Source organism: Synechococcus sp. CCAP 1479/9 (assembly GCF_019038535.1).
Taxonomy (GTDB): Bacteria; Cyanobacteriota; Cyanobacteriia; order PCC-6307; family Cyanobiaceae; genus Cyanobium.
Genome location: NZ_JAFKRK010000016.1, coordinates 78,281 through 100,695, shown reverse-complemented (window position 1 = coordinate 100,695; position 22,415 = coordinate 78,281). Strand labels below are relative to the sequence as shown.

Annotated in this window: 28 protein-coding genes and 1 tRNA gene; 15 read left to right on the top strand and 14 right to left on the bottom strand. The window is 71.3% G+C overall.

Annotated elements, in window-relative coordinates; all coding sequences use genetic code 11:
• Positions 1-6: 6 nt before the first annotated feature.
• Genes grpE through rsgA form a run of 4 tightly spaced genes read left to right on the top strand, consistent with a single transcriptional unit; the run spans position 7 to position 3,215 of the window.
• The gene (gene grpE / locus KUG38_RS04810) at positions 7-735 is read left to right on the top strand and encodes a nucleotide exchange factor GrpE (protein ID WP_216919469.1); all 729 of its coding nucleotides are present in this window, start codon (positions 7-9) and stop codon (positions 733-735) included.
• Positions 735-1,859, top strand: coding sequence for a molecular chaperone DnaJ (gene dnaJ, locus KUG38_RS04805; RefSeq protein WP_216919467.1), 1,125 nt, complete (start codon positions 735-737; stop codon positions 1,857-1,859). Before grpE ends, dnaJ begins: the two co-directional genes overlap by 1 nt.
• Positions 1,860-1,864: 5 nt before the next feature.
• Positions 1,865-2,113: a sulfurtransferase TusA family protein gene (locus KUG38_RS04800; protein ID WP_216919465.1), complete on the top strand. Its 249-nt coding sequence runs from the start codon at positions 1,865-1,867 to the stop codon at positions 2,111-2,113.
• Positions 2,103-3,215 (top strand): ribosome small subunit-dependent GTPase A, encoded by a 1,113-nt coding sequence (gene rsgA / locus KUG38_RS04795; protein ID WP_216919463.1) that lies wholly within the window; start codon positions 2,103-2,105, stop codon positions 3,213-3,215. Before KUG38_RS04800 ends, rsgA begins: the two co-directional genes overlap by 11 nt.
• Here rsgA and KUG38_RS04790 read toward each other — a convergent pair.
• Genes KUG38_RS04790 through murC form a run of 3 tightly spaced genes read right to left on the bottom strand, consistent with a single transcriptional unit; the run spans position 3,172 to position 5,902 of the window.
• Complete coding sequence (locus KUG38_RS04790) at positions 3,172-3,513, bottom strand: YbaB/EbfC family nucleoid-associated protein (protein ID WP_094587050.1); 342 nt, start codon at positions 3,511-3,513, stop codon at positions 3,172-3,174. The two genes, rsgA and KUG38_RS04790, sit on opposite strands and share 44 nt — an antisense overlap.
• A 27-nt stretch (positions 3,514-3,540) precedes the next feature.
• On the bottom strand, positions 3,541-4,434 hold the full coding sequence (gene murB, locus KUG38_RS04785) for a UDP-N-acetylmuramate dehydrogenase (RefSeq protein ID WP_216919461.1): 894 nt from the start codon (positions 4,432-4,434) through the stop codon (positions 3,541-3,543).
• Positions 4,435-4,438: 4 nt separating this feature from the next.
• Positions 4,439-5,902 carry a UDP-N-acetylmuramate--L-alanine ligase gene (gene murC, locus KUG38_RS04780; protein WP_216920167.1) on the bottom strand — a complete coding sequence of 488 codons (1,464 nt, stop codon included), beginning with the start codon at positions 5,900-5,902 and terminating at the stop codon, positions 4,439-4,441.
• Between the two features lie 181 nt (positions 5,903-6,083).
• Here murC and KUG38_RS04775 point away from each other — a divergent pair, with 181 nt between their 5' ends.
• Complete coding sequence (locus KUG38_RS04775) at positions 6,084-7,106, top strand: type I glyceraldehyde-3-phosphate dehydrogenase (RefSeq protein ID WP_094587046.1); 1,023 nt, start codon at positions 6,084-6,086, stop codon at positions 7,104-7,106.
• 41 nt (positions 7,107-7,147) lie between these two features.
• Here the strand turns inward: KUG38_RS04775 and thiL are convergent, their stop codons facing one another.
• Together thiL and KUG38_RS04765 are read right to left on the bottom strand one after the other, a co-directional pair.
• The gene (thiL, locus tag KUG38_RS04770; RefSeq protein ID WP_216919459.1) at positions 7,148-8,167 is read right to left on the bottom strand and encodes a thiamine-phosphate kinase; all 1,020 of its coding nucleotides are present in this window, start codon (positions 8,165-8,167) and stop codon (positions 7,148-7,150) included.
• The gene (locus KUG38_RS04765) at positions 8,160-9,263 is read right to left on the bottom strand and encodes a peptidylprolyl isomerase (protein ID WP_216919458.1); all 1,104 of its coding nucleotides are present in this window, start codon (positions 9,261-9,263) and stop codon (positions 8,160-8,162) included. Before KUG38_RS04765 ends, thiL begins: the two co-directional genes overlap by 8 nt.
• 111 nt (positions 9,264-9,374) lie before the next feature.
• Between KUG38_RS04765 and efp the strand changes: the two genes are divergently transcribed.
• Entirely contained in the window at positions 9,375-9,935 is a 561-nt protein-coding gene (gene efp, locus KUG38_RS04760) for an elongation factor P (protein ID WP_094587042.1), read from the top strand.
• A gap of 5 nt (positions 9,936-9,940) precedes the next feature.
• Positions 9,941-10,435, top strand: a complete 495-nt coding sequence (accB, locus tag KUG38_RS04755) for an acetyl-CoA carboxylase biotin carboxyl carrier protein (protein ID WP_216919456.1) — start codon at positions 9,941-9,943, stop codon at positions 10,433-10,435.
• Here accB and pdxA read toward each other — a convergent pair.
• Positions 10,422-11,450: a 4-hydroxythreonine-4-phosphate dehydrogenase PdxA gene (pdxA, locus tag KUG38_RS04750; protein WP_216919454.1), complete on the bottom strand. Its 1,029-nt coding sequence runs from the start codon at positions 11,448-11,450 to the stop codon at positions 10,422-10,424. The two genes, accB and pdxA, sit on opposite strands and share 14 nt — an antisense overlap.
• A gap of 27 nt (positions 11,451-11,477) precedes the next feature.
• Between pdxA and KUG38_RS04745 the strand changes: the two genes are divergently transcribed.
• Positions 11,478-11,660, top strand: a complete 183-nt coding sequence (locus KUG38_RS04745; protein WP_216919452.1) for a hypothetical protein — start codon at positions 11,478-11,480, stop codon at positions 11,658-11,660.
• Here KUG38_RS04745 and KUG38_RS04740 read toward each other — a convergent pair.
• Complete coding sequence (locus KUG38_RS04740) at positions 11,618-12,556, bottom strand: SDR family oxidoreductase (protein WP_216919450.1); 939 nt, start codon at positions 12,554-12,556, stop codon at positions 11,618-11,620. The two genes, KUG38_RS04745 and KUG38_RS04740, sit on opposite strands and share 43 nt — an antisense overlap.
• Positions 12,557-12,591: 35 nt before the next feature.
• On the opposite strand from KUG38_RS04740, the gene KUG38_RS04735 reads away from it, so the two are divergent.
• Positions 12,592-12,855: a hypothetical protein gene (locus KUG38_RS04735; protein WP_216919448.1), complete on the top strand. Its 264-nt coding sequence runs from the start codon at positions 12,592-12,594 to the stop codon at positions 12,853-12,855.
• Here the strand turns inward: KUG38_RS04735 and KUG38_RS04730 are convergent.
• Positions 12,801-13,238, bottom strand: a complete 438-nt coding sequence (locus KUG38_RS04730) for an HNH endonuclease (RefSeq protein WP_094587030.1) — start codon at positions 13,236-13,238, stop codon at positions 12,801-12,803. The two genes, KUG38_RS04735 and KUG38_RS04730, sit on opposite strands and share 55 nt — an antisense overlap.
• A 96-nt stretch (positions 13,239-13,334) precedes the next feature.
• On the opposite strand from KUG38_RS04730, the gene KUG38_RS04725 reads away from it, so the two are divergent.
• Entirely contained in the window at positions 13,335-14,921 is a 1,587-nt protein-coding gene (locus KUG38_RS04725) for a DEAD/DEAH box helicase (RefSeq protein ID WP_216920165.1), read from the top strand.
• Between the two features lie 15 nt (positions 14,922-14,936).
• On the opposite strand, the gene KUG38_RS04720 is transcribed toward KUG38_RS04725, so the two are convergent.
• The 3 genes from KUG38_RS04720 to KUG38_RS04710 all read right to left on the bottom strand — a co-directional run bounded on the left by KUG38_RS04720 (position 14,937) and on the right by KUG38_RS04710 (position 16,359).
• Positions 14,937-15,338, bottom strand: coding sequence for a hypothetical protein (locus KUG38_RS04720; RefSeq protein ID WP_216919446.1), 402 nt, complete (start codon positions 15,336-15,338; stop codon positions 14,937-14,939).
• The gene (locus tag KUG38_RS04715; protein ID WP_216919444.1) at positions 15,322-15,774 is read right to left on the bottom strand and encodes a DUF6554 family protein; all 453 of its coding nucleotides are present in this window, start codon (positions 15,772-15,774) and stop codon (positions 15,322-15,324) included. The genes KUG38_RS04720 and KUG38_RS04715 overlap by 17 nt, the downstream gene beginning before the upstream one ends.
• A gap of 63 nt (positions 15,775-15,837) precedes the next feature.
• A complete protein-coding gene (locus KUG38_RS04710) occupies positions 15,838-16,359 on the bottom strand; it encodes an AbrB family transcriptional regulator (RefSeq protein ID WP_094587024.1) in 522 nt (173 codons plus the stop codon).
• 111 nt (positions 16,360-16,470) lie between these two features.
• On the opposite strand from KUG38_RS04710, the gene KUG38_RS04705 reads away from it, so the two are divergent.
• The 3 genes from KUG38_RS04705 to KUG38_RS04695 all read left to right on the top strand — a co-directional run bounded on the left by KUG38_RS04705 (position 16,471) and on the right by KUG38_RS04695 (position 17,512).
• Entirely contained in the window at positions 16,471-16,773 is a 303-nt protein-coding gene (locus tag KUG38_RS04705) for a hypothetical protein (RefSeq protein WP_216919443.1), read from the top strand.
• 48 nt (positions 16,774-16,821) lie between these two features.
• On the top strand, positions 16,822-17,073 hold the full coding sequence (locus KUG38_RS04700) for a DUF8683 family protein (RefSeq protein ID WP_216919441.1): 252 nt from the start codon (positions 16,822-16,824) through the stop codon (positions 17,071-17,073).
• A 241-nt stretch (positions 17,074-17,314) separates the two neighbouring features.
• Positions 17,315-17,512, top strand: a complete 198-nt coding sequence (locus KUG38_RS04695) for a hypothetical protein (RefSeq protein ID WP_254947081.1) — start codon at positions 17,315-17,317, stop codon at positions 17,510-17,512.
• A gap of 167 nt (positions 17,513-17,679) precedes the next feature.
• Here KUG38_RS04695 and KUG38_RS04690 read toward each other — a convergent pair.
• The 3 genes from KUG38_RS04690 to KUG38_RS04680 form a co-directional block, all read right to left on the bottom strand.
• A tRNA-Gly gene (locus KUG38_RS04690) sits at positions 17,680-17,751 on the bottom strand.
• Between the two features lie 75 nt (positions 17,752-17,826).
• Positions 17,827-18,279 (bottom strand): hypothetical protein, encoded by a 453-nt coding sequence (locus KUG38_RS04685; RefSeq protein ID WP_216919439.1) that lies wholly within the window; start codon positions 18,277-18,279, stop codon positions 17,827-17,829.
• Positions 18,280-18,355: 76 nt separating this feature from the next.
• Positions 18,356-19,507: a pyridoxal-phosphate-dependent aminotransferase family protein gene (locus KUG38_RS04680; protein WP_216919437.1), complete on the bottom strand. Its 1,152-nt coding sequence runs from the start codon at positions 19,505-19,507 to the stop codon at positions 18,356-18,358.
• Between the two features lie 89 nt (positions 19,508-19,596).
• Here KUG38_RS04680 and cbiD point away from each other — a divergent pair, with 89 nt between their 5' ends.
• Together cbiD and guaA are read left to right on the top strand one after the other, a co-directional pair.
• The gene (gene cbiD / locus KUG38_RS04675) at positions 19,597-20,721 is read left to right on the top strand and encodes a cobalt-precorrin-5B (C(1))-methyltransferase CbiD (RefSeq protein ID WP_216920163.1); all 1,125 of its coding nucleotides are present in this window, start codon (positions 19,597-19,599) and stop codon (positions 20,719-20,721) included.
• Between the two features lie 47 nt (positions 20,722-20,768).
• A complete protein-coding gene (gene guaA, locus KUG38_RS04670; protein WP_216919435.1) occupies positions 20,769-22,388 on the top strand; it encodes a glutamine-hydrolyzing GMP synthase in 1,620 nt (539 codons plus the stop codon).
• The last annotated feature ends 27 nt before the right edge of the window (positions 22,389-22,415 follow it).

Sequence of the window (22,415 nt, the reverse complement as noted above, 5' to 3'; positions counted from 1 at the left end):
GAACGCATGACCGGCGACATCACTCCCCCCCATGAGGAACGGATCGATCCCCGGGAGGGCGCGGTCGACGCGGCCCGGGTGGAGGAGCTCCTCGAGACCCTGCCGGTGAACCCCGACGGCGGCACCGAGCCCATGGCCTCTGCCCAGGATTCCGGAGCTCCGGAGACCGCCGGCACCGCCCCGGACGCCACTCCGGACTCCGCTGCATCCGGCGCTGATCGCGTTGGCCAGCTGGAGGCCGAGCTGGCGGCCCTGCGCAGCGAGAACGAGTCGCTCAAGGGCCAGTACATGCGCATCGCCGCCGACTTCGACAACTTCCGCAAGCGCCAGACCCGGGACAAGGAGGATCAGCGCCTGCACATCACCTGCACCACCCTCACGGAGATCCTGCCGGTGGTCGACAACTTCGACCGGGCCCGGCAGCAGCTCAACCCCCAGAGCGAGGAGGCCCAGAGCCTGCATCGCAGTTATCAGAACCTCTATAAACAGCTGGTCGACGTGTTCAAGCAGCTCGGGGTGTCGCCGATGCGGGTGGAGGGGGAACCCTTCGATCCCTCGCTTCACGAGGCCGTGCTGCGCGAGCCCAGTGAGGAGCATCCGGAGGACGTGGTGATCGAGGAGCTGCAGCGGGGCTACCACCTCGACGGCCGCGTCCTGCGGCATGCCCTGGTCAAGGTGTCGATGGGTCCCGGCCCGGCCGCATCGGCGCCTCCCAGTGAGGGGACGTCCGACTGATGGCCGATTACTACGACCTGCTCGGTGTCAGCCGGGACGTGGATGCCGACAGCCTCAAGAAGGCCTATCGGCGTCTGGCCCGCCAGTACCACCCGGACGTCAACAAGGATCCGGCCGCGGAGGACCGCTTCAAGGAGATCGGCCGGGCCTACGAGGTGCTCAGCGATCCCCAGACCCGGGCCCGCTACGACCAGTTCGGTGAGGCCGGCCTGGGGGGCGGCGGCGGCATGCCCGACATGGGCGACATGGGCGGCTTCGCCGACCTCTTCGAGACCTTCTTCAGCGGTTTCGGCGGGGCCGGCGGTGGCGCCGCGGCCGGAGCGCGCCGCCGCGGCCCCCGCCAGGGCGACGACCTGCGCCTGGATCTGACCATCAGCTTCAGCGAGGCCGTCTTCGGCAGCGAGAAGGACGTCCAGATCCGCCACCTCGAGACCTGCACCACCTGCAGTGGTTCCGGGGCCAAGGCGGGCAGCGGCCCCACCACCTGCGGCACCTGCGGCGGCGCCGGCCAGGTGCGTCGGGCCACCCGCACCCCCTTCGGCAATTTCACCCAGGTGGCGCCCTGCCCCACCTGCGACGGCACCGGCCAGGTGATCGCCGATCCCTGCAACGCCTGCGGCGGCCAGGGCCTGCAGCAGGTGCGCAAGAAGCTGCGCATCAACATCCCCGCCGGCGTCGACACCGGCACCCGCCTGCGGGTCGGCCAGGAGGGCAACGCCGGCCAGCGGGGCGGGCCGGCCGGGGATCTCTACGTCTTCCTCACCGTCCAGTCCCACCCCCATCTGCGCCGCGACGGGGTGACGATCCATTCCGAGGTTTCGCTCAACTACCTCCAGGCGATCCTGGGCGACACGATCGAGGTCGAGACCGTCGACGGTCACGAGCCGCTGGAGATTCCCCCCGGCACCCAGCCCGGGGCCGTCATCACCCTCCAGGGCAAGGGGGTGCCCCGGCTCGGCAATCCGGTGGCCCGCGGCAACCACCAGTTCACCATCAAGGTGCAGCTGCCCACCAAGCTCAACGGGGAGGAGCGGCAACTGCTCGAGCAGCTGGCCGGACACCACACCAGCAAGGGCCAACGCCACCACCACAAGAGCGGCCTGTTCGGCGGCCTGTTCGGTTGAGCGCCATGGGCGGCTCGCCGGCGGCCCTTGATCTGCGGGGAACGCCCTGCCCGGTCAACTTCATCCGGGCCCGTCTGGCCCTGGAGCCCCTGCCCGCGGGGGCCTGGCTCCGGATCGACCTGGACGGGGGGGAACCGGAGCAGATGGTGAGCGAGGGTCTGCGGAACGAGGGGCACACGGTGCAGCGGGTCGACCCGTCGCCCTTCGCCCCCGGGGACGGGGTGCGGCTGCTGGTGCGACGGGATGGGGGCTGAGCCGCTGCCGGGTCGGGTGGTGGCCCTGCAGGCCAACTACTGCCTGGTGAGCCTCGATGGCCCCTGCGAGCCCGGCACCGATGGCTCCGAGCCCTGGAGAGACGGCTGCCTGCTCTGCACCCGCCGCACCCGCCTCGACAAGAGCGGCCTGCAGGTGTGCGTGGGTGATCGGGTGGCGGTGGCGGCCGTCGACTGGCGGGCCCGGCGGGGGGCGGTGGTGGGTCTTGAACCCCGCCACAGCCTGCTGGAGCGGCCGGCGGTCGCCAACGTGAGCCGGGTGGTGGTGGTGGTGGCCGTGGCCGAACCCGACCTCGACCCCCTGCAGCTGACCCGGTTCCTGATCACCGCCGAGGCCACCGGCCAGCCAGTGCAGGTGGTGCTCAGCAAGGCCGACCTGCTGCCGGCGGCCGAGGTGGGGGCCTGGTGCCGGCGGCTGGAGGGCTGGGGCTACGGCACCGTGGCGGTTTCGACCCGCAGCGGCGAGGGTCTGGAGGCGCTGCGGGGCCAGCTGGCCGAGCCGGGCATCGCCGTGCTCTGCGGCCCCTCCGGGGTGGGCAAGAGCAGCCTGCTCAATGCCCTGGCCCCGGCCCTGGAGCTGCGCGTCGCCGCCGTCTCCGGGCGGCTGCGCCGGGGACGCCACACGACCCGGCATGTGGAATTGTTTCCCGTGGCGCCGGGGGCCCTGGTGGCCGATTCACCCGGCTTCAACACCCCCGCCCTGCCCGCCGACCCCCAGAGCCTGGCGGCGGCCTTCCCGGAATTGCTGGCCCGCCTCCAGGCCACCCCCTGCCGATTCGCCAACTGCCGCCACCTGGGGGACCCGGGCTGTGCCGTGGGGGACGGCTGGGACCGCCAGGCGATCTACGGCCGCTGCCTCGAGGAGGTGGAAGCGGCGGCGGCGGCCCGCCCCCGCGGCGGCCAGGGGCGCCAGGGGGAGCGGGGCCTGCGCCAGCGGGGCGACCGGCTCGAACCGCTGCTCGACCCCCAGCTGCGCCGTTCCTCCCGCAGCACCCGGCGTCAGGGGCTGGAGCAGGACCTGCCGGCGCTGGAGGGGGACCTCAGTTCCCCAGACCGGGAAGATTCAGATCCAGACCCCCGGTGAGGGTTTCCATGCGTTCGCGCATGGTGCCGGTGGAGACCTCGTAGGCCTTGCAGAGGGCCGCCAGCACGGCCGCCTCGACCGTCTCGACCGGTTCGGCGAGCAGCTCGGGGCTCAGCTCGACCCGCAGGGGCTGCTGGTTGCCGGAGAGCCAGACGCTGGCGCGGCCCTCGGGGTCGCTGCCCTGCAGTTCCATCGCGTCGAGCTCCTCCTGGAGCTTCTGGGCGTCCTGCTGAATCTGCTGGGCCTTGCGGAAGGCCTCGGTCAGCTGTCCGAAATTGGGAAGTCCGAAGCCGGCCATGCCAGGGGGTCGTCGTATGGGGTCAGGCTAGAACCCCAGCCGTTGGACCTCCGGGTGCAGCCGCACCCCGCGGCTCTCCAGCACCCGCTGCTGCACCAGCCGGATCAGGGCGTCGATGTCGGCGGCGGTGGCGGCCCCGGTGTTGACGATGAAATTGGCGTGGATCGGGGACACCTGGGCATCGCCGATGGCGAGCCCCTTGAGGCCGAGGGATTCGATCAGCTGGCCGGCCTTGAGCGGTTCGGGGTTGCGGAACACGCTGCCGCAGCTGGGTTGCTGGTAAGGCTGGGTGCTGGTGCGGCTCTGCAGGTTGGCGCTGGTGCGGGCGCTGACCACCGCCGGATCGTGGCCGGGCTCCAGTCGGAAGCGGGCCGAGAGCACCAGCAGCGGCTCCTCCTGCAGGCGGCTGTGGCGGTAGCCGAAGGCCAGATTGCTGGCGGCCAGTTCGAAGGGGGCCTCGGGCCGGCGGGGATCCAGCACCCGCACCGACACCAGCCACTCGGCGGTGCAGCCCCCCTGGGCGCCGGCGTTCATCACCACCGCCCCTCCCACCGTGCCGGGGATGCCCACGGCCCACTCCAGCCCCCGCAGGCCGCTGCGGGCCGCCTTGCGGGCCAGGGTGGGGATCGGTTCGCCCGCCTCGGCCTCCACCCAGCCCTCGCCCGTGTCCAGGCGGCTGCCCTGCAGCCGCCGGTTGCAGAGGGTGAGGCCGTCGAGGCCGCCGTCGGCGATCAGCAGATTGGAGCCCGCGCCGATGCAGCGGAAGGGGAGACCCGAGGCCGCCGCCCAGGCGGCATGGGCGATCAGCTCCCCCTGGTCGGCGGGTTCGGCGAACCAGGCGGCCGGCCCGCCCACCTTCCAGGTGGTGTAGTCCCGCAGGGCGACCGCGGCCCGGGGCTGGCTGGGCGAGGCCGTCGCCATCCCCTCAGGCCACCAGCGGCGCGGCGGGGCGACCCCGTTCGTCGAGGGCCCCCAGGCGCTCCCAGAGGCTGTTGACGTCGCCGGCCCCCATCGCCAGCACCAGGTCGCCGGGGCCGGTGCCACCGGCCACCAGCTCCGCCAGCGCCTCCATGCTGGCCGCCACCGCCACCGGCAGGTCGGGGGCGAGGGCCCGCACCGCCTCGGCCAGGGCCGGGCTGGAGATCCCTGCCATCGGGGCTTCGCCGGCCGCATAGAGGGGCGCCAGCAGCACCGCGTCGGCCTGGGTCAGGGCGGCGGCGAAATCGTCCAGGAACTGGGCGGTGCGGGTGTAGCGATGGGGCTGGAACACCGCCACCAGCCGCCGGGGCACCAGCGGCAGCGGGCTGCGGCCGCTCTCCACCATCAGCCGGGCCATGGCGATCGTGGCCGCCACTTCGCTGGGGTGGTGGGCGTAGTCGTCGACGATCGCCCGGTCCTGCCAGAGCCCGCGGCAGTCGAAGCGGCGTCCGGGGGGACGCAGCCCCGCCACCGCCCGGCGCAGGTCCTCGAAGGGCACCCCCTCGAGCCGGCAGGCCGCCATGGCGGCCACGGTGTTGCTGAGGTTGTGGCGGCCGGGCAGGGGCACCTCCAGGGTGCCGAGCGCCTCCCCGTGCTCGTACCAGGTGGCCAGGGTGCCGTCGCCCCGCTCCTCCAGGGGGATGGCGGCGAAGTCGACGCCTTCGCTGCTGCGGGTCGACCACCAGCTGGTGGCCTGGAAGTGCTCGCGCAGCACCGGGCAGTCACGGTTGGCCAGCAGGGTCGTGCAGCCGCCGGCGAAGCGCTGCAGGGTGGCCACCAGGGCGGCCAGGTCCGGGTAGTGGTCGGTGTGGTCGAGCTCCACGTTGGTGAGCAGCCCCAGCCGGGGCCGGAACTTCACCAGGGAGCCGTCCGACTCGTCGGCCTCGGCCACCAGCAGCCGGCCCCGGCCGTGGCGGCCGTTGCTGCCGAAGGCGGGCACGATTCCACCGATCACGGCGGTGGGGTCCTCGCCGACGGCCTCCAGGAGCGTGGCGATCAGGGTGCTGGTGGTGGTCTTGCCGTGGCTGCCGGCCACCGCGATCGACGGCTGGGCATTGATCAGGGCCGCCAGCACGTCGGAGCGGTGCACGATCGACAGCCCGCGGCGCCGGGCTTCGGCCAGCTCCTCGTTGGCGGCGGGCACCGCCGAGCTGATCACCACCAGGGGATCCGCCACCGTTGCGCCCTCCGGCCGATCGAGGCCGGCGAGCACCGCGGTGATCGTGGCGGCGGTCTGCTCCTGGAACACCCGCACGCCGGCGCATCCCAGCCGCTCCAGCACCGGACTGGGACGGGGGTCGGAGCCGCTCACCAGGAAGCCCCTCTCCGCCAGGATCCCAGCCAGGGCGGACATGCCGATCCCCCCGGCCCCGATGAAATGGAGCGGCTGTCGGCGATCGAGCTTCGGGATCAAGGGGGACTCCAGGCCTCGCCGAAAATAACGGCAGATCGGCCCTCCCCCCTCTGCGGGATACTGCGCTTTGCCGACCGTCTGATCCGGGGCCTGTGGCTGCGGGAAAGAGCGGGACCCCATTTCTGTATGATCGGCAGCCAAAATCCCCCCTTGCTAGCGGGTTCCACCGCTTTCTGCCATGACCTTGCGCGTTGCGATCAATGGATTTGGCCGAATCGGTCGGAACTTCATGCGCTGCTGGCTGAGCCGCGGTGAGAACACCGGCATCGAAGTGGTCGGCCTGAACGACACCTCCGATCCGAAGACCAACGCCCATCTGCTGCAGTACGACACGATGCTCGGCCACATCCGCAATGCGGTTGTGAGCCACACCGACGACACCATCGTCGTCAACGGCAAGCACATCAAGTGCTTCTCCGACCGCAACCCCCTCAACCTGCCCTGGAAGGAATGGGGCGTGGATCTGGTGATCGAGGCCACCGGGGTGTTCATTGACCAGAAGGGCGCCGGCAAGCACATCGAGGCCGGTGCCAAGAAGGTTTTGATCACCGCCCCGGGCAAGGGCGAGGGTGTGGGCACCTTCGTGGTCGGCGTCAACGCTGACCAATACCGCCACGAAGACTTCGACATCATCAGCAATGCCAGCTGCACCACCAATTGCATGGCACCGCTGGTGAAGGTGCTCGACCAATCCCTCGGGATCGTGAAGGGCATGATGACCACCACCCACAGCTACACGGGTGACCAGCGCATTCTCGATGCCTCCCACCGCGACCTGCGCCGCGCCCGCGCCGCCGCCGTGAACATCGTGCCCACCAGCACCGGTGCCGCCACCGCGGTGGCCTTGGTGTACCCGCCGATGAAGGGCAAGCTCAACGGCATCGCCCTGCGCGTTCCCACCCCCAATGTCTCGGTGGTGGACATGGTGCTTGAGGTGAGCCGCGCCACCACCAAGGAGGAGGTGAACAGCATCTTCAAGGCCGCTTCCGAAAACGGCATGAAGGGCATCATCAAATACTGCGATCTGCCCCTGGTCTCCACCGACCACGCCGGCACCGATGAATCCACGATCGTGGATGCCGACCTCACCCTGGTGATGGACGGCACCATGGTGAAGGTGATCTCCTGGTACGACAACGAGTGGGGCTACAGCCAGCGCGTCGTCGATCTGGCCGAAGTGGTGGCCCGCAACTGGAAGTGAGCCGGCTGCCCGTCCTCAGCTGAACCCGTTGGCTGAATCCCTCAGCCGAAATGCCGGAAGGTGGCGGTCGGGGGGGCGATAGGCCCTCCCCCCTCCGCCCATCCCAGGGGCCCGCAGGCCTGGGGCTCCACCAGCCGGCCGATCTGGCGTGCGCCCGCGAGTCGCTCCAGCAGGGCCTCGGCCCAGGTCGGCTCCAGGGCCAGCACCAGCTCGAAATCCTCGCCGCCCCAGAGGCACCAGTCCTCGGCCTGGGCCCGGCCGGCAAGCTCCGCCGCCAGGGGCAGATCGCTCCGGGACAACAGGGCCGTGCAGCCGCTGGCCACGGCCAGGCAGGAGGCCGCGGCCGCCAGACCGTCACTGCTGTCGCAGCCGGCCACCCGCCAGTCCAGGGCCGCAGGCCGGCTGGCCCCCAGGGCCGCCACCGCATCGAACCGGGGCACGGGCCTGCGGTGGGCACGGATCGCCCGCTCCTGGCTGGCCGGCCCCAGGTCGGCCAGCGCCTCGCCCTGCAACAGGGCCAGTCCCAGGCGGCTGAGCCCATGGGCGCCGGTGCTGACCAGCGCATCGCCCGGCCTGCCGTCCCCGCGGCGGATCGCACCGCCCCCCGCCGGCAGCCGGCCCAGGGCGGTGACGGCCAGCAGGCGCTGGCGACCGCCGCTGCAGTCGCCCCCGAGCAGCAGGCCCCCATGGGCGCCCAGCAGTTCCGCCATGCCGCCGTAGGCCCCCTCCACCCAGGCCCAGGGGGTGTGACCCGGGGCCACCAGGGCCACGGTGATGCCCACGGCGCCGAGGCAGCCCATGGCCGCCAGATCGGAGAGGTTGGCCGCCGCCGCCCGCCAGCCCACGTCGCCGGCGCCCATCGTCGCCTCGCTGAAGTGGACGTCCTCCACAAGCACGTCGGTGTTCAGCACCAGGGGCGGATCGCCCGCCGGGTGGCCCCCCAGCAGGGCCGGCCCCAGCAGGGCGGCGTCATCGTCGAACTGCCCCCGGGGGGCGAAGGCGCCGAGGCGCCGGATCAGCTCCGTTTCCCCCAGCTGCGCCAGGGTGGGCCCCTCAGGCATGGGGGCTCAGATTGTCGGCCCCCTCGACCACCGACGCCCGGACGATGCCGTCATCGGCGGTGAGCTCCTCGAGCACGTCGAAGCCGTCCACCACGTAACCGAAGGCGGCGTAGCGCCCGTCGATCAGGTTGAGGCCCGCCGGGGTGAGCTCGGGTTCGAACAGGAACAGGAAGAACTGGGAGGAGCCGTCCCCCAGGGCCTCATCGGAGTGGGCCCATCCCAGGGTGCCCTTGCTGGCGAAGGGCAGCACCGGTTCGGCCTTGAACATGCCCAGATCCTCGAAGGTCTGGTTGTAGAAGGGGGCCTCCTGGCCGGGCACCATGATCTCCAGGGGCACCTGGCGCTCCTGCTTGCTGACCGGATCCACAAAGCCCGTCGCCGGGCCGACGGGATCGCCGGTCTGCAGCACGTAGAAGTCTTCGGCGCGGTTGAAGGGCAGGCCGTCGTAGAAGCCCCGCTGCACCAGATCCACGAAGGCGCCGGCGGTGAGGGGGGCGTTGTAGCCGTCCACCACGGCGGTCAGGTCACCCTTGGTGGTGGTCAGCCGCACGGTGGCCCGGCCCAGCAGTCGGGGCAGGGCGTCGAACTCGGCGGGAATCGTGAACGGGAAGGGCCCCACCAGCAGGGCTTCGGCGCGGCCGATGTCGGCCAGGGCCTCCCGGCGGGCCGCCAGGAACCGGTCCCGGTCCTGGGCCTCGCCGGCGGCCGCCAGATCCTGCAGGCGCACGTCCGTGTCGGCCAGCAGGGCTTCGGCGGTGGGCCGGTCGGTGGGATCGAAGCTGGCCAGGATCCGCTCCCGGCTGCTGCCGAGCTGGGACTCGGCCCGGCGCACGGAGCCGGTCAGGCTGCTCCAGCGCTTGGCCCGCAGGTCGTCGCTGGTGTCCTCGAGGCGGTGCTGCAGCGCCTGCAGGTCGCGCTGCTCGATCGGCAGGGCGTTGCGCAGCAGGGCGGTGGGGTCGCTGACGGCGTTTCCCTGGGGCAGGTAGGCCCAGGCGGCGGGGACCGCCAGCAGCAGGGTCAGCACGAAGGCAAGGGCGGCCCCCAGCCGGGCGGCCAGCGTGGTGGTGAACCCGATGCGCCTGCGTCGCCGGTCCATGCTTCCCCTGTGACTGCCTGGACTTTGGCACAACCGGCCTGGGCCTCCGCCGCCGTCGTCCGCGGGTGGGCCTGTAGCCAGACGTACAATCCCCCGATCCGATCCGCCGGAATGATCTCCAGCAACGACTTTCGTACCGGCACCACGATTGAGCTGGATGGCCAGGTCTGGCGCGTCGTCGAATTCCTGCATGTCAAGCCCGGCAAGGGCTCGGCCTTCGTCCGCACCAAGCTCAAGGGCGTCCAGAGCGGCAACGTGGTCGAGAAGACCTTCCGCGCCGGGGAGACCATGCCCCAGGCCCAGCTTGAGAAGTCGACCCTCCAGCACACTTACATGGAAGGCGATGACTACGTCTTCATGGACATGGCCTCCTACGAGGAGACCCGCCTGACCGCCAAGCAGATCGGTGACGGCCGCAAATACCTCAAGGAAGGCATGGAGGTGAGCGTCGTCTCCTGGAACGGCAAGCCCCTGGAGGTGGAGCTGCCCAATTCGGTGGTGCTCGAGGTCACCCAGACCGACCCCGGCGTCAAGGGTGACACCGCCACCGGCGGCACCAAGCCGGCCATCGTCGAGACCGGCGCCCAGGTGATGGTGCCCCTGTTCATCACGATCGGCGAGAAGATCAAGGTCGACACCCGCACCGACAGCTATCTGGGCCGGGAGTCCTGATCGCCATGCAGCTCGATCACGACCAACTGCGCCAGCTGCTGGCCCTGCTCGGGGACAGCGACATCCAGGAACTCAAGCTGGAAGGCGACGACTTCCGCCTGGAGGTGCGCCGCAACCTGCCGGCCCCCGCGCCGGCCACGGTCACCATGGTGCAGGCTCCGGCCGGAGCACCGCCGCCGCCCCCCGCCCCCGCGGTCCCGGTCGGCGCCGCCCCCGGCCCGTCGGCGCCCCCGCCCCCGGCCGCCTCGGTGCGCAGTGATCTGCAGGCCGTCACCGCGCCGATGGTGGGCACCTTCTACCGCTCGTCGGCCCCGGGTGAGGCCCCCTTCGTGGAGGTGGGCAGCCGCATCAGCGCCGGCCAGCCCGTCTGCATCCTCGAGGCGATGAAGCTGATGAACGAGCTGGAGTGCGAGTTCAGCGGCGAGGTGGTGGAAATCCTGGTGGAGAACGGCACCCCGGTGGAATTCGGCCAGGTGCTGATGCGGATCAAGGCGGGCTGACCTCCACCGTCGTCGGGGGCTGACCCAGCTTCCAGGCGGTGTGGATCGCCGCCGCCATGCTGTCGGCCCTGGCGATGCCCCGGCCGGCGATCGCGAAGGCGGTGCCGTGGTCGGGGGAGGTGCGCAGGAAGGGCAGGCCCAGGGTGGTGTTGACGGCGGCATCGAACGCCAGCAGCTTCACCGGGATCAGCCCCTGGTCGTGGTACAGCGCCAGGTAGCCATCCGCTCCTTCGGCCTGGCCCCTCCAGGCGGCCGCCGCCTCCAGCCAGCAGGTGTCCGGCGGCACCGGCCCTTCCAGCCGCACCTCCGGATGCTGGTCCTGCCAGCGCTCGAGGGTGGGAATCAGCCAGTCCTGCTCCTCCCGCCCCAGGTGGCCCCCCTCCCCCGCATGGGGGTTCAGGCCCGCCACCACCAGCCGGGGCCGGCTTCGGAAGCGGAGGCAGAAGGCCAGCAGGGCCTCCAGCCGTTGGTGCACCAGCTCCGGGCCGAGCCGGGCGCTCACCTCGGCCAGGGGGATGTGGGTGGTGGCCAGAAGCGTGTTGAGCCGCCAGCCGCCGCCGGGGGCCACAGCGGTGAACAGCATCCCGGCGTCGGCGGTGCCGGTCAGTTCCGCCAGCCGCTCGGTCTGGCCGGGGTAGGCATGGCCCGCCGCCTGCCAGCTGGCCTTGGCGATCGGGGCCGTCACCAGGGCCCGGCCGCCGCCGGCGCCCACCAGCGCCACGGCCTCGGTCAGCCAGGCGAAGCTGGCGGCACCGGCGGCAGGGCTGCTCACCCCCGGCACCACCGGCTGCTCCAGGGGGATGTCCACCAGGGGGAACGCATCGGGGTCGGCCAGGGGGGCGTCGCTGCAGGCCAGCAGCTGACGGTGGCACTCCCGCAGCCAGCGGCCGCAGCCCACCAGCACCACCTCCTGACCGGCGGGCCGCGGCCGGGCGAGGGCCTTGAGGATCACCTCGGCGCCGATGCCGGCGGGATCCCCCAGGGCGATGACGAGGCGATCCGCAGTAGTTTTCATACCATCGGGCGCTGTCGGGGTCGGTTCATGGTCCGCTTGCTGGTGCTGGGCGTGCTGCTGCTGGGAGGGGGGCTCGCCTTCCGCAATGAGTGGGTCGTGGTCGACTGGGAAAAGATGGGCAAGGACACGGGGCTGTCGTCCCTGATCGATCCATCGATCTTCGGCGCTCAGAAGAAGTCGCCGCTGCCGGAGGACAGGCCCTCCCGGTAGGTGGGGTAGAGCAGGCGGTAGCCGAGGTCCTCCCTGAGCCTCCGGCTGCTGGCCCGACGATTCTCGCTCCAGAAGCTGCGGGCCATGGGCCCCATGGCCGCGGCCACGTCCTCGTAGCGCTGCACCTCCGGCAGCGGGCAGCCCAGCAGATGGGCGGCCAGGCCCAGGATCTCGCTGGAGGGGCAGGGGAAGGTGTCCGCCAGGATCAGGGTGTCCGGCCTGGCCTCGGGGGCCAGGGCGATGCAGTGCAGCACCGCACCGACGATGTCGTCGACGTGCACCCGCGAGAACACCTGGCCGGGCTTGTGGATGAGCCGGGCCGTGCCGTTGCGCAGGTTCACCATCGGGTTGCGGCCGGGGCCGTAGATGGCGGGCAGCCGCAGCAGCTGCACCGGCAGGCCGCTGCGGCGCCAGGCCTGTTCGCAGGCCAGCCGGGCCTGGCTGCGCTCCAGCAGCGGCCGGGTCGGACTGGTCTCGTCCACCCAGGCGCCGCCCGTGTCGCCGTAGACCCCGGTGGTGGAGAGATAGCCCACCCAGGCCGGTTCCAGGCGGCGCAGCTGGGCCTCGAGGGACTCCAGCACCGGATCGCGGCCGCCGGCATCGGGCGGGATCGTCACCAGCACGTGGCTGACCCCGGCCAGGTCGGCCTGGCTGGGCAGGGCCCCCTGGTCGGGATCGAAGTGCAGCCAGCCCCGGGCGTCGCCCGGCGGGGCGGGCTGGCGATGGGTGAGCAGCACCGGCACGCCGGCCGCCTCCAGCGCCCGGGCGACGCGGCCGCCGCTGTAGCCGCCACCGAGCACCAGCATCCGGTCGATGGCGGCGGCGGCGGCGGCGGGCAGGGCCGGGTGGTCGATCCCGATGGCGTCGGCCCCCGGGTTGACAGAATCCTCCGTCATCAGTACATCTGTATCACTGTCTGTTGCCCCATCCCGTGACCACCTCGTCGTTCGGTGCCAGTCTCCCTGTCAGCCTCGCGCCATCCCGCCCCCTCTGTCGCCCGGTCTGTCGCCCCCTCGGCCAGCCGCTCGCCGGCCGCGGCCATCGGGCGCCGGCGCACCGGCAGCGGGCCGTCGCCCCGCTGCTGCTGGCCGTGGGGCTGATGCTGGGGGCCGTGGTGCTGGCGCCGGAGCAGCCCCTCGATCAGGAGGCCATCTGCCACCGCCACAACGGGGTGGAAGCCTGCCGCGTCTGGTGAGTCACCTCCGCTTCGGCGGCCGTGGCCGTCTCCGGTTCGGCGGGGGCCACCCACTGGAGCAGCCGCAGCGCCAGGCGCAGATCGCCATCGGTCCAGGCCCGCAGGGCCATCGCCCGGCGCGGGTCGTAGAAGGGCTGGCTCCGGTACCAGACGAAGGCATCGCTGTCCCCCTTGCGGCCGTTGCAGCCCAGGCAGGCCGGCACGCAGTTCTCGGTGATGCTCTGGCCGCCGCGGCTGAGTGGATGGACGTGGTCGATGGATTCCGACGCCTCGCCGCAGTAGAGGCAGCGGCGGCCGGTCATCCGGTGCAGCGACTGTCGCCATCGACGCGCTCGCAGCTTGGGGCAGAGATCTTCGAGAAAGACTCCATCCCTGGCCTGCATCAGCGCGCCTCGGTTGGCGGAAGTTTGCCCTCAGCGTCCCGGGTGTCAATGTGTTCTTGATTGCTTTTTGCCGCATTGGCCACCCCCCTGGTGCAGATGCGCCTGGGCGCCTCGGGTCTGATCGAGGTGGTCAGTCCCTTCGACGCGGTCACCCAGGCGCAGCTGCGGGCCATCCGCCCCCGGGGCCAGTGGCTCAGCCGCCGCGGCTGCTGGCAGTTTCCCCTCGAGGCGGCCGCGGCGCTGCAGCAGCAGTGCGCCGGACGCTTTCCGCTCACCCCGGAGCTGGCCCGCTGGTTCGGCTGGCTGGGCCAGCCCCTGCCGCCCCTGCCCCCCCACCGGGCCCTGGTGGCGGCGGCTGCCGCCGACGAAGAACTCCCTGACGGCCGCCGGCTGTTCCGCCACCAGCGGCTGGCGGTGCGCTGGTTGCTGGCCCGCCGCGGCGCCGTGCTGGCCGATGCCATGGGCCTCGGCAAGACCCTCAGTGCCCTGGTGGCCGGCCGTGCCCTGGTGCGCCTGGCCGACTGCCGGCTGGTGGTGGTGGCCCCGGCGGGGCTGCATCACCACTGGCGCCAGGAGGCGACGGCCCTGGGCCTGCGCCTGGAGCTGCACAGCTGGGCCCGGCTGCCGGCCGAACTCCCGGCCGCGGGCACGGTGCTGATCGCCGACGAGGCCCATTTCGCCCAGACGCTCCAGGCCGCCCGCACCCAGGCCTTCCTGCGCCTGGCCCGCCACCCGCGCCTGCGGGCGATCTGGCTGCTCACCGGCACGCCGATGAAGAACGGCCGGCCGGTCCAGCTCTTTCCCCTGCTGGCCGCCATCGGCCATCCCCTGGCGGCCGACCAGCGCCACTTCGAGGAGCGCTACTGCCAGGGGCACTGGCGGGAGCAGGGGGGGCGCCGGATCTGGCAGGCCAGCGGCGCCAGCCAGCTGGAGGAGCTGCAGCGGCTGGTGCGGCCCCTGGTGCTCCATCGCCGCAAGGGCCAGTGCCTGGACCTGCCTCCGAAGCGGCGGCTCGAGCGGCCCGTCAGCCTCGACCCCGCCGGCGCCGAGGCCTTCGAGCGGGCCCTGCAGGAGCGGATCGACGACTACCGCCGCCGGGCCATGGCCGGCGAGGTGCGCCGCGACGCCGAAGCCCTGGCCGTGTTCACGGCCCTGCGCCAGATCGCCTCGAGCCACAAGCTCGACGCCACCGTCTCGTTGGTGTCCGAGCTGGTGGCTGCCGGCGAAGCGGTGGTGGTGTTCACGGCCTTCGTGGCCACCGCCCTGGCGCTGCACGGGCAGCTCGGTCGGCCGGAGGACGGGGGGCCCCTGGTGGGCGCCGTGCCGCCGCCGCGCCGGCAGAAGCTGGTGGATGCCTTTCAGTCGGGCCGATCCCCTGTGCTGATCGCCACCTACGGCACCGGCGGCCTGGGCTTCACCCTGCACCGGGCCAGGCATGTGGTGCTGGTGGAGCGGCCCTGGACCCCGGGCGACGCCGAGCAGGCCGAAGACCGCTGCCACCGGATCGGCATGGGGGCCGCGCTCACCAGCCACTGGCTGCAGCTGGGTGTCGCCGACCGGCTCGTGGACGACCTGATCGCCAGCAAGGCCGAGCGGATCTCCCTGCTGCTGCAGGGCCAGGACAACCTGCGTCGCCAGCGGGCCCTGCCGGCACTGGTGCGCCAGTGGCTCGAGAGCGGCTGAGCGGCTGCCGGGCCCTCAGCCCCCCGGACGGGCGGGGGCGCCGTCGGCGCAGCTGCTCCGCCGCACCTCCAGGTCCTGGCGCAGGATCGGATCCAGCTTGTTCTTCGGTACGGCGGCGGCCAGCACCGTGGCCCGGGCGATGTCCCGGCAGGCCGCGGTGGTGTTGCCGGCCAGGGTGTGCAGCAGGAAGCGCTCGTTGAGCGGCCCCGGGTCCTTCGGGAAGGCCGCCACCACCCGATCGCACTGGCGCAGGGCGCCGGGGAGGTCCTCCAGCTTCACGGTCCGCAGGCAGTCCTCCCGGGTGATCGGCCGCTGGGGGAGGGGCTCCTCGGCGCAGCCGCCCAGCAGCACGATCAGCAGCAGGCCCAGGGGACCGATGGACGGATGCAGGCGGGCCCGCTCAGTTGTAACGCTCACTCCGGGTCATGCCGCTGCCACCAGCCTTACCACCGCCGACGACCGAGATGGAGGTGGGGCCGGGTTCCGGGCTGGCCGCTGTGCTGCCGGAGGAGCGCGGTGCGTAGAGATCCCCGAGGAAGCGGCCGCAATCGGGGAAGGTGCCGGGGTTCTGAACCACGGCCTCGGTGATCATCACCGCGGCGTGTTCGGGGGAGGTCTTGAACAGACCGGCGCTCTGGCGCTTGATCAGGGCATAGGCGGCCGTCCAGCTGACTTCGTGGACGTTGCCGTTGTTGCGCATGAAGCAGTACACCTGGGCACCCTTGCCCCCGGGGCCCTCGATGTCATTGCCTGCCCGGGCGCTCTGGGCGGTGCCGGCTCCAGCCAGCAGGACGGCCGCCGCCGCCAGGACGATCGGGCCCAGTCGGTGAGGGAGTGAGTGGCGTGTGGCCATCGGACCGCAACGGAAGAACGAGGTGGCCCAACGTATCGACCCCTGCGGCGCTGTCCAGGGTGGTCAGCCGCCCGGTGGGGTGGCGGTCGCCGGCAACACCAGCCGCACCACCAGCGGCAGGATCACCAGCACCGTGATCAGGCGCACGGCGTGGAGGGTGGCCACGGCCGCCCCGACGCCGAACTCCGCACCGACCAGGCTCATGCCGCTGATGCCCCCCGGGGCCGCCCCCAGCAGGGCCACCACCGGATCGACGCCCATCAGCCGGCTGCATCCGAGTCCCACCACCAGGCCGGTGAGCACCAGGGTGACCGTGATCAGCAGGGCGGGTCGCCACAGCTGGCGCAGTTCCAGCAGGGCCGTGCCGGTGAGGCCCGTGCCGATCACCGTGCCGATGCCGATCTCCAGCAGGGTGCGGGTGCCGACCGGCCACTGGGCCACCTCCAGCCGCCCCGTCACGCTGACCAGGGCGGCCCCCAGCAGGGCCCCGGCCAGGGGCGCCGCCGGGATGCCGGTGCGGAGGGCCAGCAGGCCGCCGGCGAGCCCGGCCAGCGCGTACATCAGCAGATGCCAGGCATGGTTCATCCGACGTGAGCCCGATCAACAGGGCCCACTCTGGGAGATCAAGGCCACAGGTGCTTGAGGGGGTGCCCCGGGTGTGTTGTCATGCGGCACAGCCCAGTCGCTTCCCCCGCCATGGCCCCCGCCTCGGTGTCGTTCCGCATCAGCCGCAATGCCGAAGATCTCGCCGAAACCATCCATGCCCTCTCCCAGCGTCTGGTGACCCTGGAGCAGCGCCTGGCGGCGGTGGAGCTGCAGGCTTCCAACCAGGACAGGCCGGACCCCCAGGAACTGGCCAGCCTCGACAACGTCGAGCGGCTGCTGCAGGACTGCCGTCATCTGCTGGAGATCGGCCCCGTATCCGAGGCGCCCACCGCATCCGAGGCGCCCCCCGCCTTCGACAGCCAGGAGGACATCGCCTACCCCAACGCTGCCTGAGGACACGGTCCTCTGGCCAAGGGTGTCAAAATAAAAAGAAAGCGGGTCATGGCCTTCCCCACTTCGCCTTACCAGTCATCCTCCGGCGCTCTTCACGGGCAGGGTGCCTCCCCTCGCGTCTCCAGCCCGGCTCCCCACTGCAAGCTCCGCACCCATTCGCAGGTGGAGGGCGACCACCAGCTCGAAAAGCTCGAGTTCGCCCTCGCCGTCGCCCTCACCCGGGGCGACCTGCAGCGTTCCGACCAGCTGCGTTCCCAGATCGCCGCCCTGGGCGGCAACCAGGAGGAGCCGGGCACCTGAGCCGGCACGAACGTATCGATGCAGTGAACGGCAGATCATCTCTTTTCCCCCTGTCTTCCGCCTATGCGGGACAGGCTGTTATGTTCTGCCGTAAGATGTAAGCAGAAAAGGGGGCGTTGGAGGCCAATTGCCCCTTTTACATGTTTTCGATGCTGCGAACTCCTCGCCGGTCATGATTGTTGCCAGTCCACCTGCCCCCGTCACCTTGACGCTGGAGACGCCTGCACGTCCGAGGTCCAGCGTGTCACCCCTGTCCGATCCGGGGGCGCGTCAGCGTCTTCTGCAGCAGGCCGCGTCACTCAATGAGCAGGCGCGGGTGGCGGCCAGTGAGGGGGACATTGATGCGTCGGCCCGGGCCATTCTTCAGGCCCTCGACTGCGAGCGGCGGGCCGGCGGCCTTGGCCTGCAGGTGCTGCAGTTGATCAAGCCCCGCTCCTGATCCCTGCCATACCAACGAGGCCGGTCGGGCTTGCAGGGTCTTGCCCATCCTTTCGGCCCAACTCCCGGGTTCAAGAAGGGATTCTTGCCCCAAGCTGTTGGAGGCACTCCCTATTCAGCGTTGTCAGACGTCAGGCCTGAGGCGCAACGTCTGGGACTTATTGATCAAGCGGGTGACCGGATTCGAACCGGCGACGTTCAGCTTGGGAAGCTGACATTCTACCACTGAATTACACCCGCGTGCCTTCACGCGCATCGGCACACTAGCAAGGCTCCGGGCGCCAATCGGGTGCCCGGAGCCAGGGTGAAGCCCTGTCAGGGCTTGGCGGGGGCCGCTGCCGCCGGCTCCTCGCACTGCACAGCCGCAGAGAGCGCCCTGCGGGCGGCGATCACCGCCATGGCCTTGGGCTTGAGCTCGTTGGCGGCCTGCTCGAGGGTCTGGTCCTTGTTGGCGGAGGCCTTGGCCACCTCGCCACGGAAGCCTTCGAGCAGCTTGCGGAAGGCTTCCACCCTCAGCTTCTGCAGCTGGTTCTCCGAGGTCTGCAGGGCGGCGATCGACTGCTCCAGCTTCTGCTGGGCCGCCCGCGCCTCGCCCACGGTGGAGGTGGGGGTGAGGGCGGCCACCTGCTCCAGGGCCTGGTTCACCGTGGCGAGTTCGGTGCAGATCCGGGCTTCGGTCTTCTTGGTCTGCTGGCTGAGGTCGGTGCGCTGGCAGCCGGAGGCCGCCAGGCCCAGGCAGAGGACGGCGGCCAGGGAAAGGCGTCGCATGGCAACAAGGGTCATGGCGTCAAAAACCGTTCACCATGAACTTAATCACGGCCCCTGGGGCTGGCCACGCCGTCGTTCAGGCGGCCAGCGCCGCCGCCGCCGCCGCCACGCCGGCGCCGATCGGCGCCTTGGCCAGACCCAGGTCCTGCAGGGTGGCCTCGATGGCCGCCACGGCCGTGAGCACGTCACGGTCGCAGACGAAGCCCAGGTGGCCGATGCGGAACACCTTGCCCTTGAGGTGGTCCTGGCCGCCGGCCAGCAGGATGTCGAACCGTTCCTTCACCTGCTTGCGCAGGGCCTCGGCATCGATGCCCTCCGGCGCCACCGCCGTGATCGCCGGGCTGCCGTGGCCCTCGGCCGCATACAGGGGCAGGCCGATGGCCTTCATCGCCGCCTGGGTGGCCCGGCGATGGCGGTCGTGGCGGGCGAAGATCGCCTCCAGGCCCTCCTTCTGCATCATCCCCAGGGCCGCCTCGAGGGCGAAGTAGAGGTTGATCGCCGGGGTGAAGGGGTTGCTGTCGTCGTCGGCGGCTTTGCGGTACTTGCCCAGATCCAGATAGAACTTGGGCAGATCGGAGCGTTCGTAGGCCGTCCAGGCCCGCTCGCTCATGGCCACGAAGCTCAGACCCGGCGGCATCATGTAGCCCTTCTGGGAGCCGGAGCCCACCACGTCCACGCCCCAGGCGTCCATGGGCACGTCACAGGCACCGAGGCTGGTGACGCAGTCGGCGATGGTGAGTGCGGTGCCGTGGGCCTTCACATGGCCGGCAATGGCCTGCAGGTCGTTGATCACCCCGGTGGAGGTCTCCGAGTGGGTGAGGATCACGCCCCGGATTTCCTTGGCGGTGTCGGCCTCGAGGGCGGCGCGGAAGGCCTCCGGATCGAGGGGCTGGCCCCACTCCGCCTTGATCACCTCCACGTTCAGCCCGTAGGCCTTCGCCACCTTCACCCAGCGTTCGCCGAACTTGCCGTTGTCGCCGCAGAGCACCTTGTCGCCGCGGCTGAGGGTGTTGACGATCGCGGCCTCCATCGCCGCGGTGCCGCTGCCGGTGATCACCAGCACGTGGCCCCTGGTCTGGTGCAGCCACTGCAGCTGCTCGGTGGTGCGGCGCACGATCTTCTGGAAATCGCCGCTGCGGTGGCCGATCGGATGGCGGGCCATGGCCTGCAGGACGGTCTCCGGCACCGGGGTGGGGCCGGGGATCATCAGAGTGAGCTTGTCCTGCATGAGCTGTGGGGAGGGAAGGGGCGCGGGCCTGGCGAAGGCAAGGCGATCGACCACCATAAAAAACAGCGTTCCCGCCCGCCATCGATTCCCTGCGCCCCCCCTTCGCGCCCCCGCGGGGCTTCACCTTGCCGGTGTGGCTGGCGGCCGCGGCCCGCGCCGCCGTCGGGGCCCTGCTGGGGGAGCCGTTCAGCCCGTCGGTGGCCCTGGAACTGCTGCAGCCGCCGGGGGTGGTGCCGGTGCCGGTGCGGGCCGCCGCGGGCCTGGGGGAGGGGCTGGCCCTGGGGGAGAGCTGCTGCGATCCGGGCGAGGGGCTCGACCTCACCCGCGGCCTGGTGGTCTGGGTGCTGGCCCGCTGGCTTCCCGGCGACGGGCTCTGGCTGCAGCTGGAGCCCGGCGAGGGGGTGGGGGTCCACGCCGCGACCGGGGAGGCCTGCCTCTCCGGCTATGCCCGACGCCTGCTGGAGGCCAACCTGGGGCCCCTGGTGCCCGCTGGCCGCCGCCTGGGGCTCACCCTTGTTCTGCCCGACGGCCGCCGCCTGGCGGAGCGCACCAGCAATGCCGCCTTCGGGGTGGTGGACGGGCTGGCCCTGATCGGCACTCAGGCCGAGGTGCAGGCCGGTGCCGACCCGGACCAGCTGGCCCGCACCCTGGCCGAGCTGGCCGGGCGGGTGGCCGCGCCGGGGGCCGGCGGCGATCTGGTGCTGGTGATCGGCGAGAACGGCCTCGATCTGGCCCCCCAGCTGGGCCTGGCGCCGCAGCTGCTGCTCAAGGCGGGCAACTGGCTCGGCCCCGTGCTGGTGGCGGCCGCCGAAGCGGGGGTGGAACGGCTGCTGCTGTTCGGCTACCAGGGCAAGTTGATCAAGCTGGCCGGCGGCATCTTCCACACCCACCACCACCTGGCCGATGGCCGCGCCGAGGTGCTCACCGCCCTGGCCGCCCTGGAGGGGGCCGACGGCGCCACCCTGGCCGCGCTGTACGGGGCCGCCACGGTGGAGGCCGCCCTGGCCGGTCTGGAGCAGGCCGATCCGGAGCTGGCCGGGCGCCTGCGGGCGCGCATCGCTGACGCCATTGAAGTCCGGTGCCGGTCCTACCTGGCCAGCCATGGCGCCCCGCCGGCCGCCGTGGGGGCGGCCCTGTTCGACCGCCAGCGCCGGCTGCGGGTCTGCGGGCCGGTGGGGGCGACGCTGATGGAACGCTTCAGGGGCGCGACCTAGGGTGCTGGCACCGAATACCGGGCCCTGGCCTGGCCGCCTTCGAGCCGATGTCCGAAACGCCGCAGACCGCACCACCCGGTTCGGATCGGGACCATGCCAGCGGTTCCCGCCGACCTCCGGCCATCGTGATCCTGGATTTCGGCTCCCAGTACTCCGAGCTGATCGCCCGCCGGGTGCGGGAGACGGAGGTGTTCTCCCTGGTGATGGGCTACACCACCACCGCTGCGGAACTGAAGGCCCTCAACCCGAAGGGGATCATCCTCAGCGGCGGCCCCAGCTCCGTCTACGAGGAGGGGGCCCCCTCCTGTGACCCCGGCCTCTGGGACCTGGGCATCCCGGTGCTGGGGGTCTGCTACGGCATGCAGCTGATGGTGCAGCAGCTGGGCGGATCGGTGGTGGCCGCCGGTCGGGCCGAGTACGGCAAGGCGCCGCTCCATGTCGACGACCCGGTGGATCTGCTCACCAACGTCGAGGAGGGCTCGACGATGTGGATGAGCCACGGCGATTCGGTGGAGTCGCTGCCGGAGGGCTTCGCGCGCCTCGCCCACACCGACAACACCCCCGAGGCCGCGGTGGCCGACCATGCCCGCCGTCTCTACGGGGTGCAGTTCCATCCCGAGGTGGTGCATTCCACCTGCGGCATGGTGATGATCCGCAATTTCGTTTATCACATCTGCGGCTGCATCCCCGACTGGACCACGGCCGCCTTCATCGATGAGGCCATCGGCGAGGTGCGCGCCCAGGTGGGCGAGAAGCGGGTGCTGCTGGCCCTCTCGGGCGGGGTCGATTCCTCCACCCTGGCCTTCCTGCTGCACCAGGCGATCGGGGATCGCCTCACCTGCATGTTCATCGACCAGGGCTTCATGCGCAAAGGCGAGCCGGAGTTCCTGATGGATTTCTTCGATCGCCAGTTCCACATCAACGTGGAATACATCAATGCTCGTGAGCGCTTCATCTCCAAGCTCGCCGGCATCACCGACCCGGAGGAGAAGCGCAAGATCATCGGCACCGAGTTCATCCGGGTGTTCGAAGAGGAGAGCCGCCGCCTCGGCCCCTTCGACTACCTCGCCCAGGGCACCCTCTACCCCGATGTGATCGAGAGCGCCGGCACCAACGTTGACCCCAAGACGGGTGAACGGGTGGCGGTGAAGATCAAGAGCCACCACAACGTGGGCGGCCTGCCGAAGGACCTGCAGTTCAAGCTGGTGGAACCGCTGCGGCGCCTGTTTAAGGACGAGGTGCGCAAGGTGGGCCGCAGCCTCGGCCTGCCCCAGGAGATCGTGGGACGCCATCCCTTCCCCGGTCCTGGCCTGGCGATCCGCATCCTGGGGGAGGTCACCGACGACAAGCTCGACATCCTGCGGGACGCCGACCTGATCGTGCGGGAGGAGGTGCGCGATGCCGGCCTCTACAACGAGATCTGGCAGGCCTTCGCCGTGCTGCTGCCCGTGCGCAGCGTCGGCGTGATGGGCGACAAGCGCACCTACGCCTACCCGATCGTGCTGCGCTGCGTCTCCTCCGAGGACGGCATGACCGCCGACTGGTCGCGGCTGCCCTACGACCTGCTGGAGCTCATCTCCAACCGCATCGTCAACGAGGTACGGGGGGTGAACCGGGTGGTGCTCGACATCACCAGCAAGCCCCCCGGCACGATCGAGTGGGAGTGACAGCCGGTTGACGGCGGTCCTTCATGG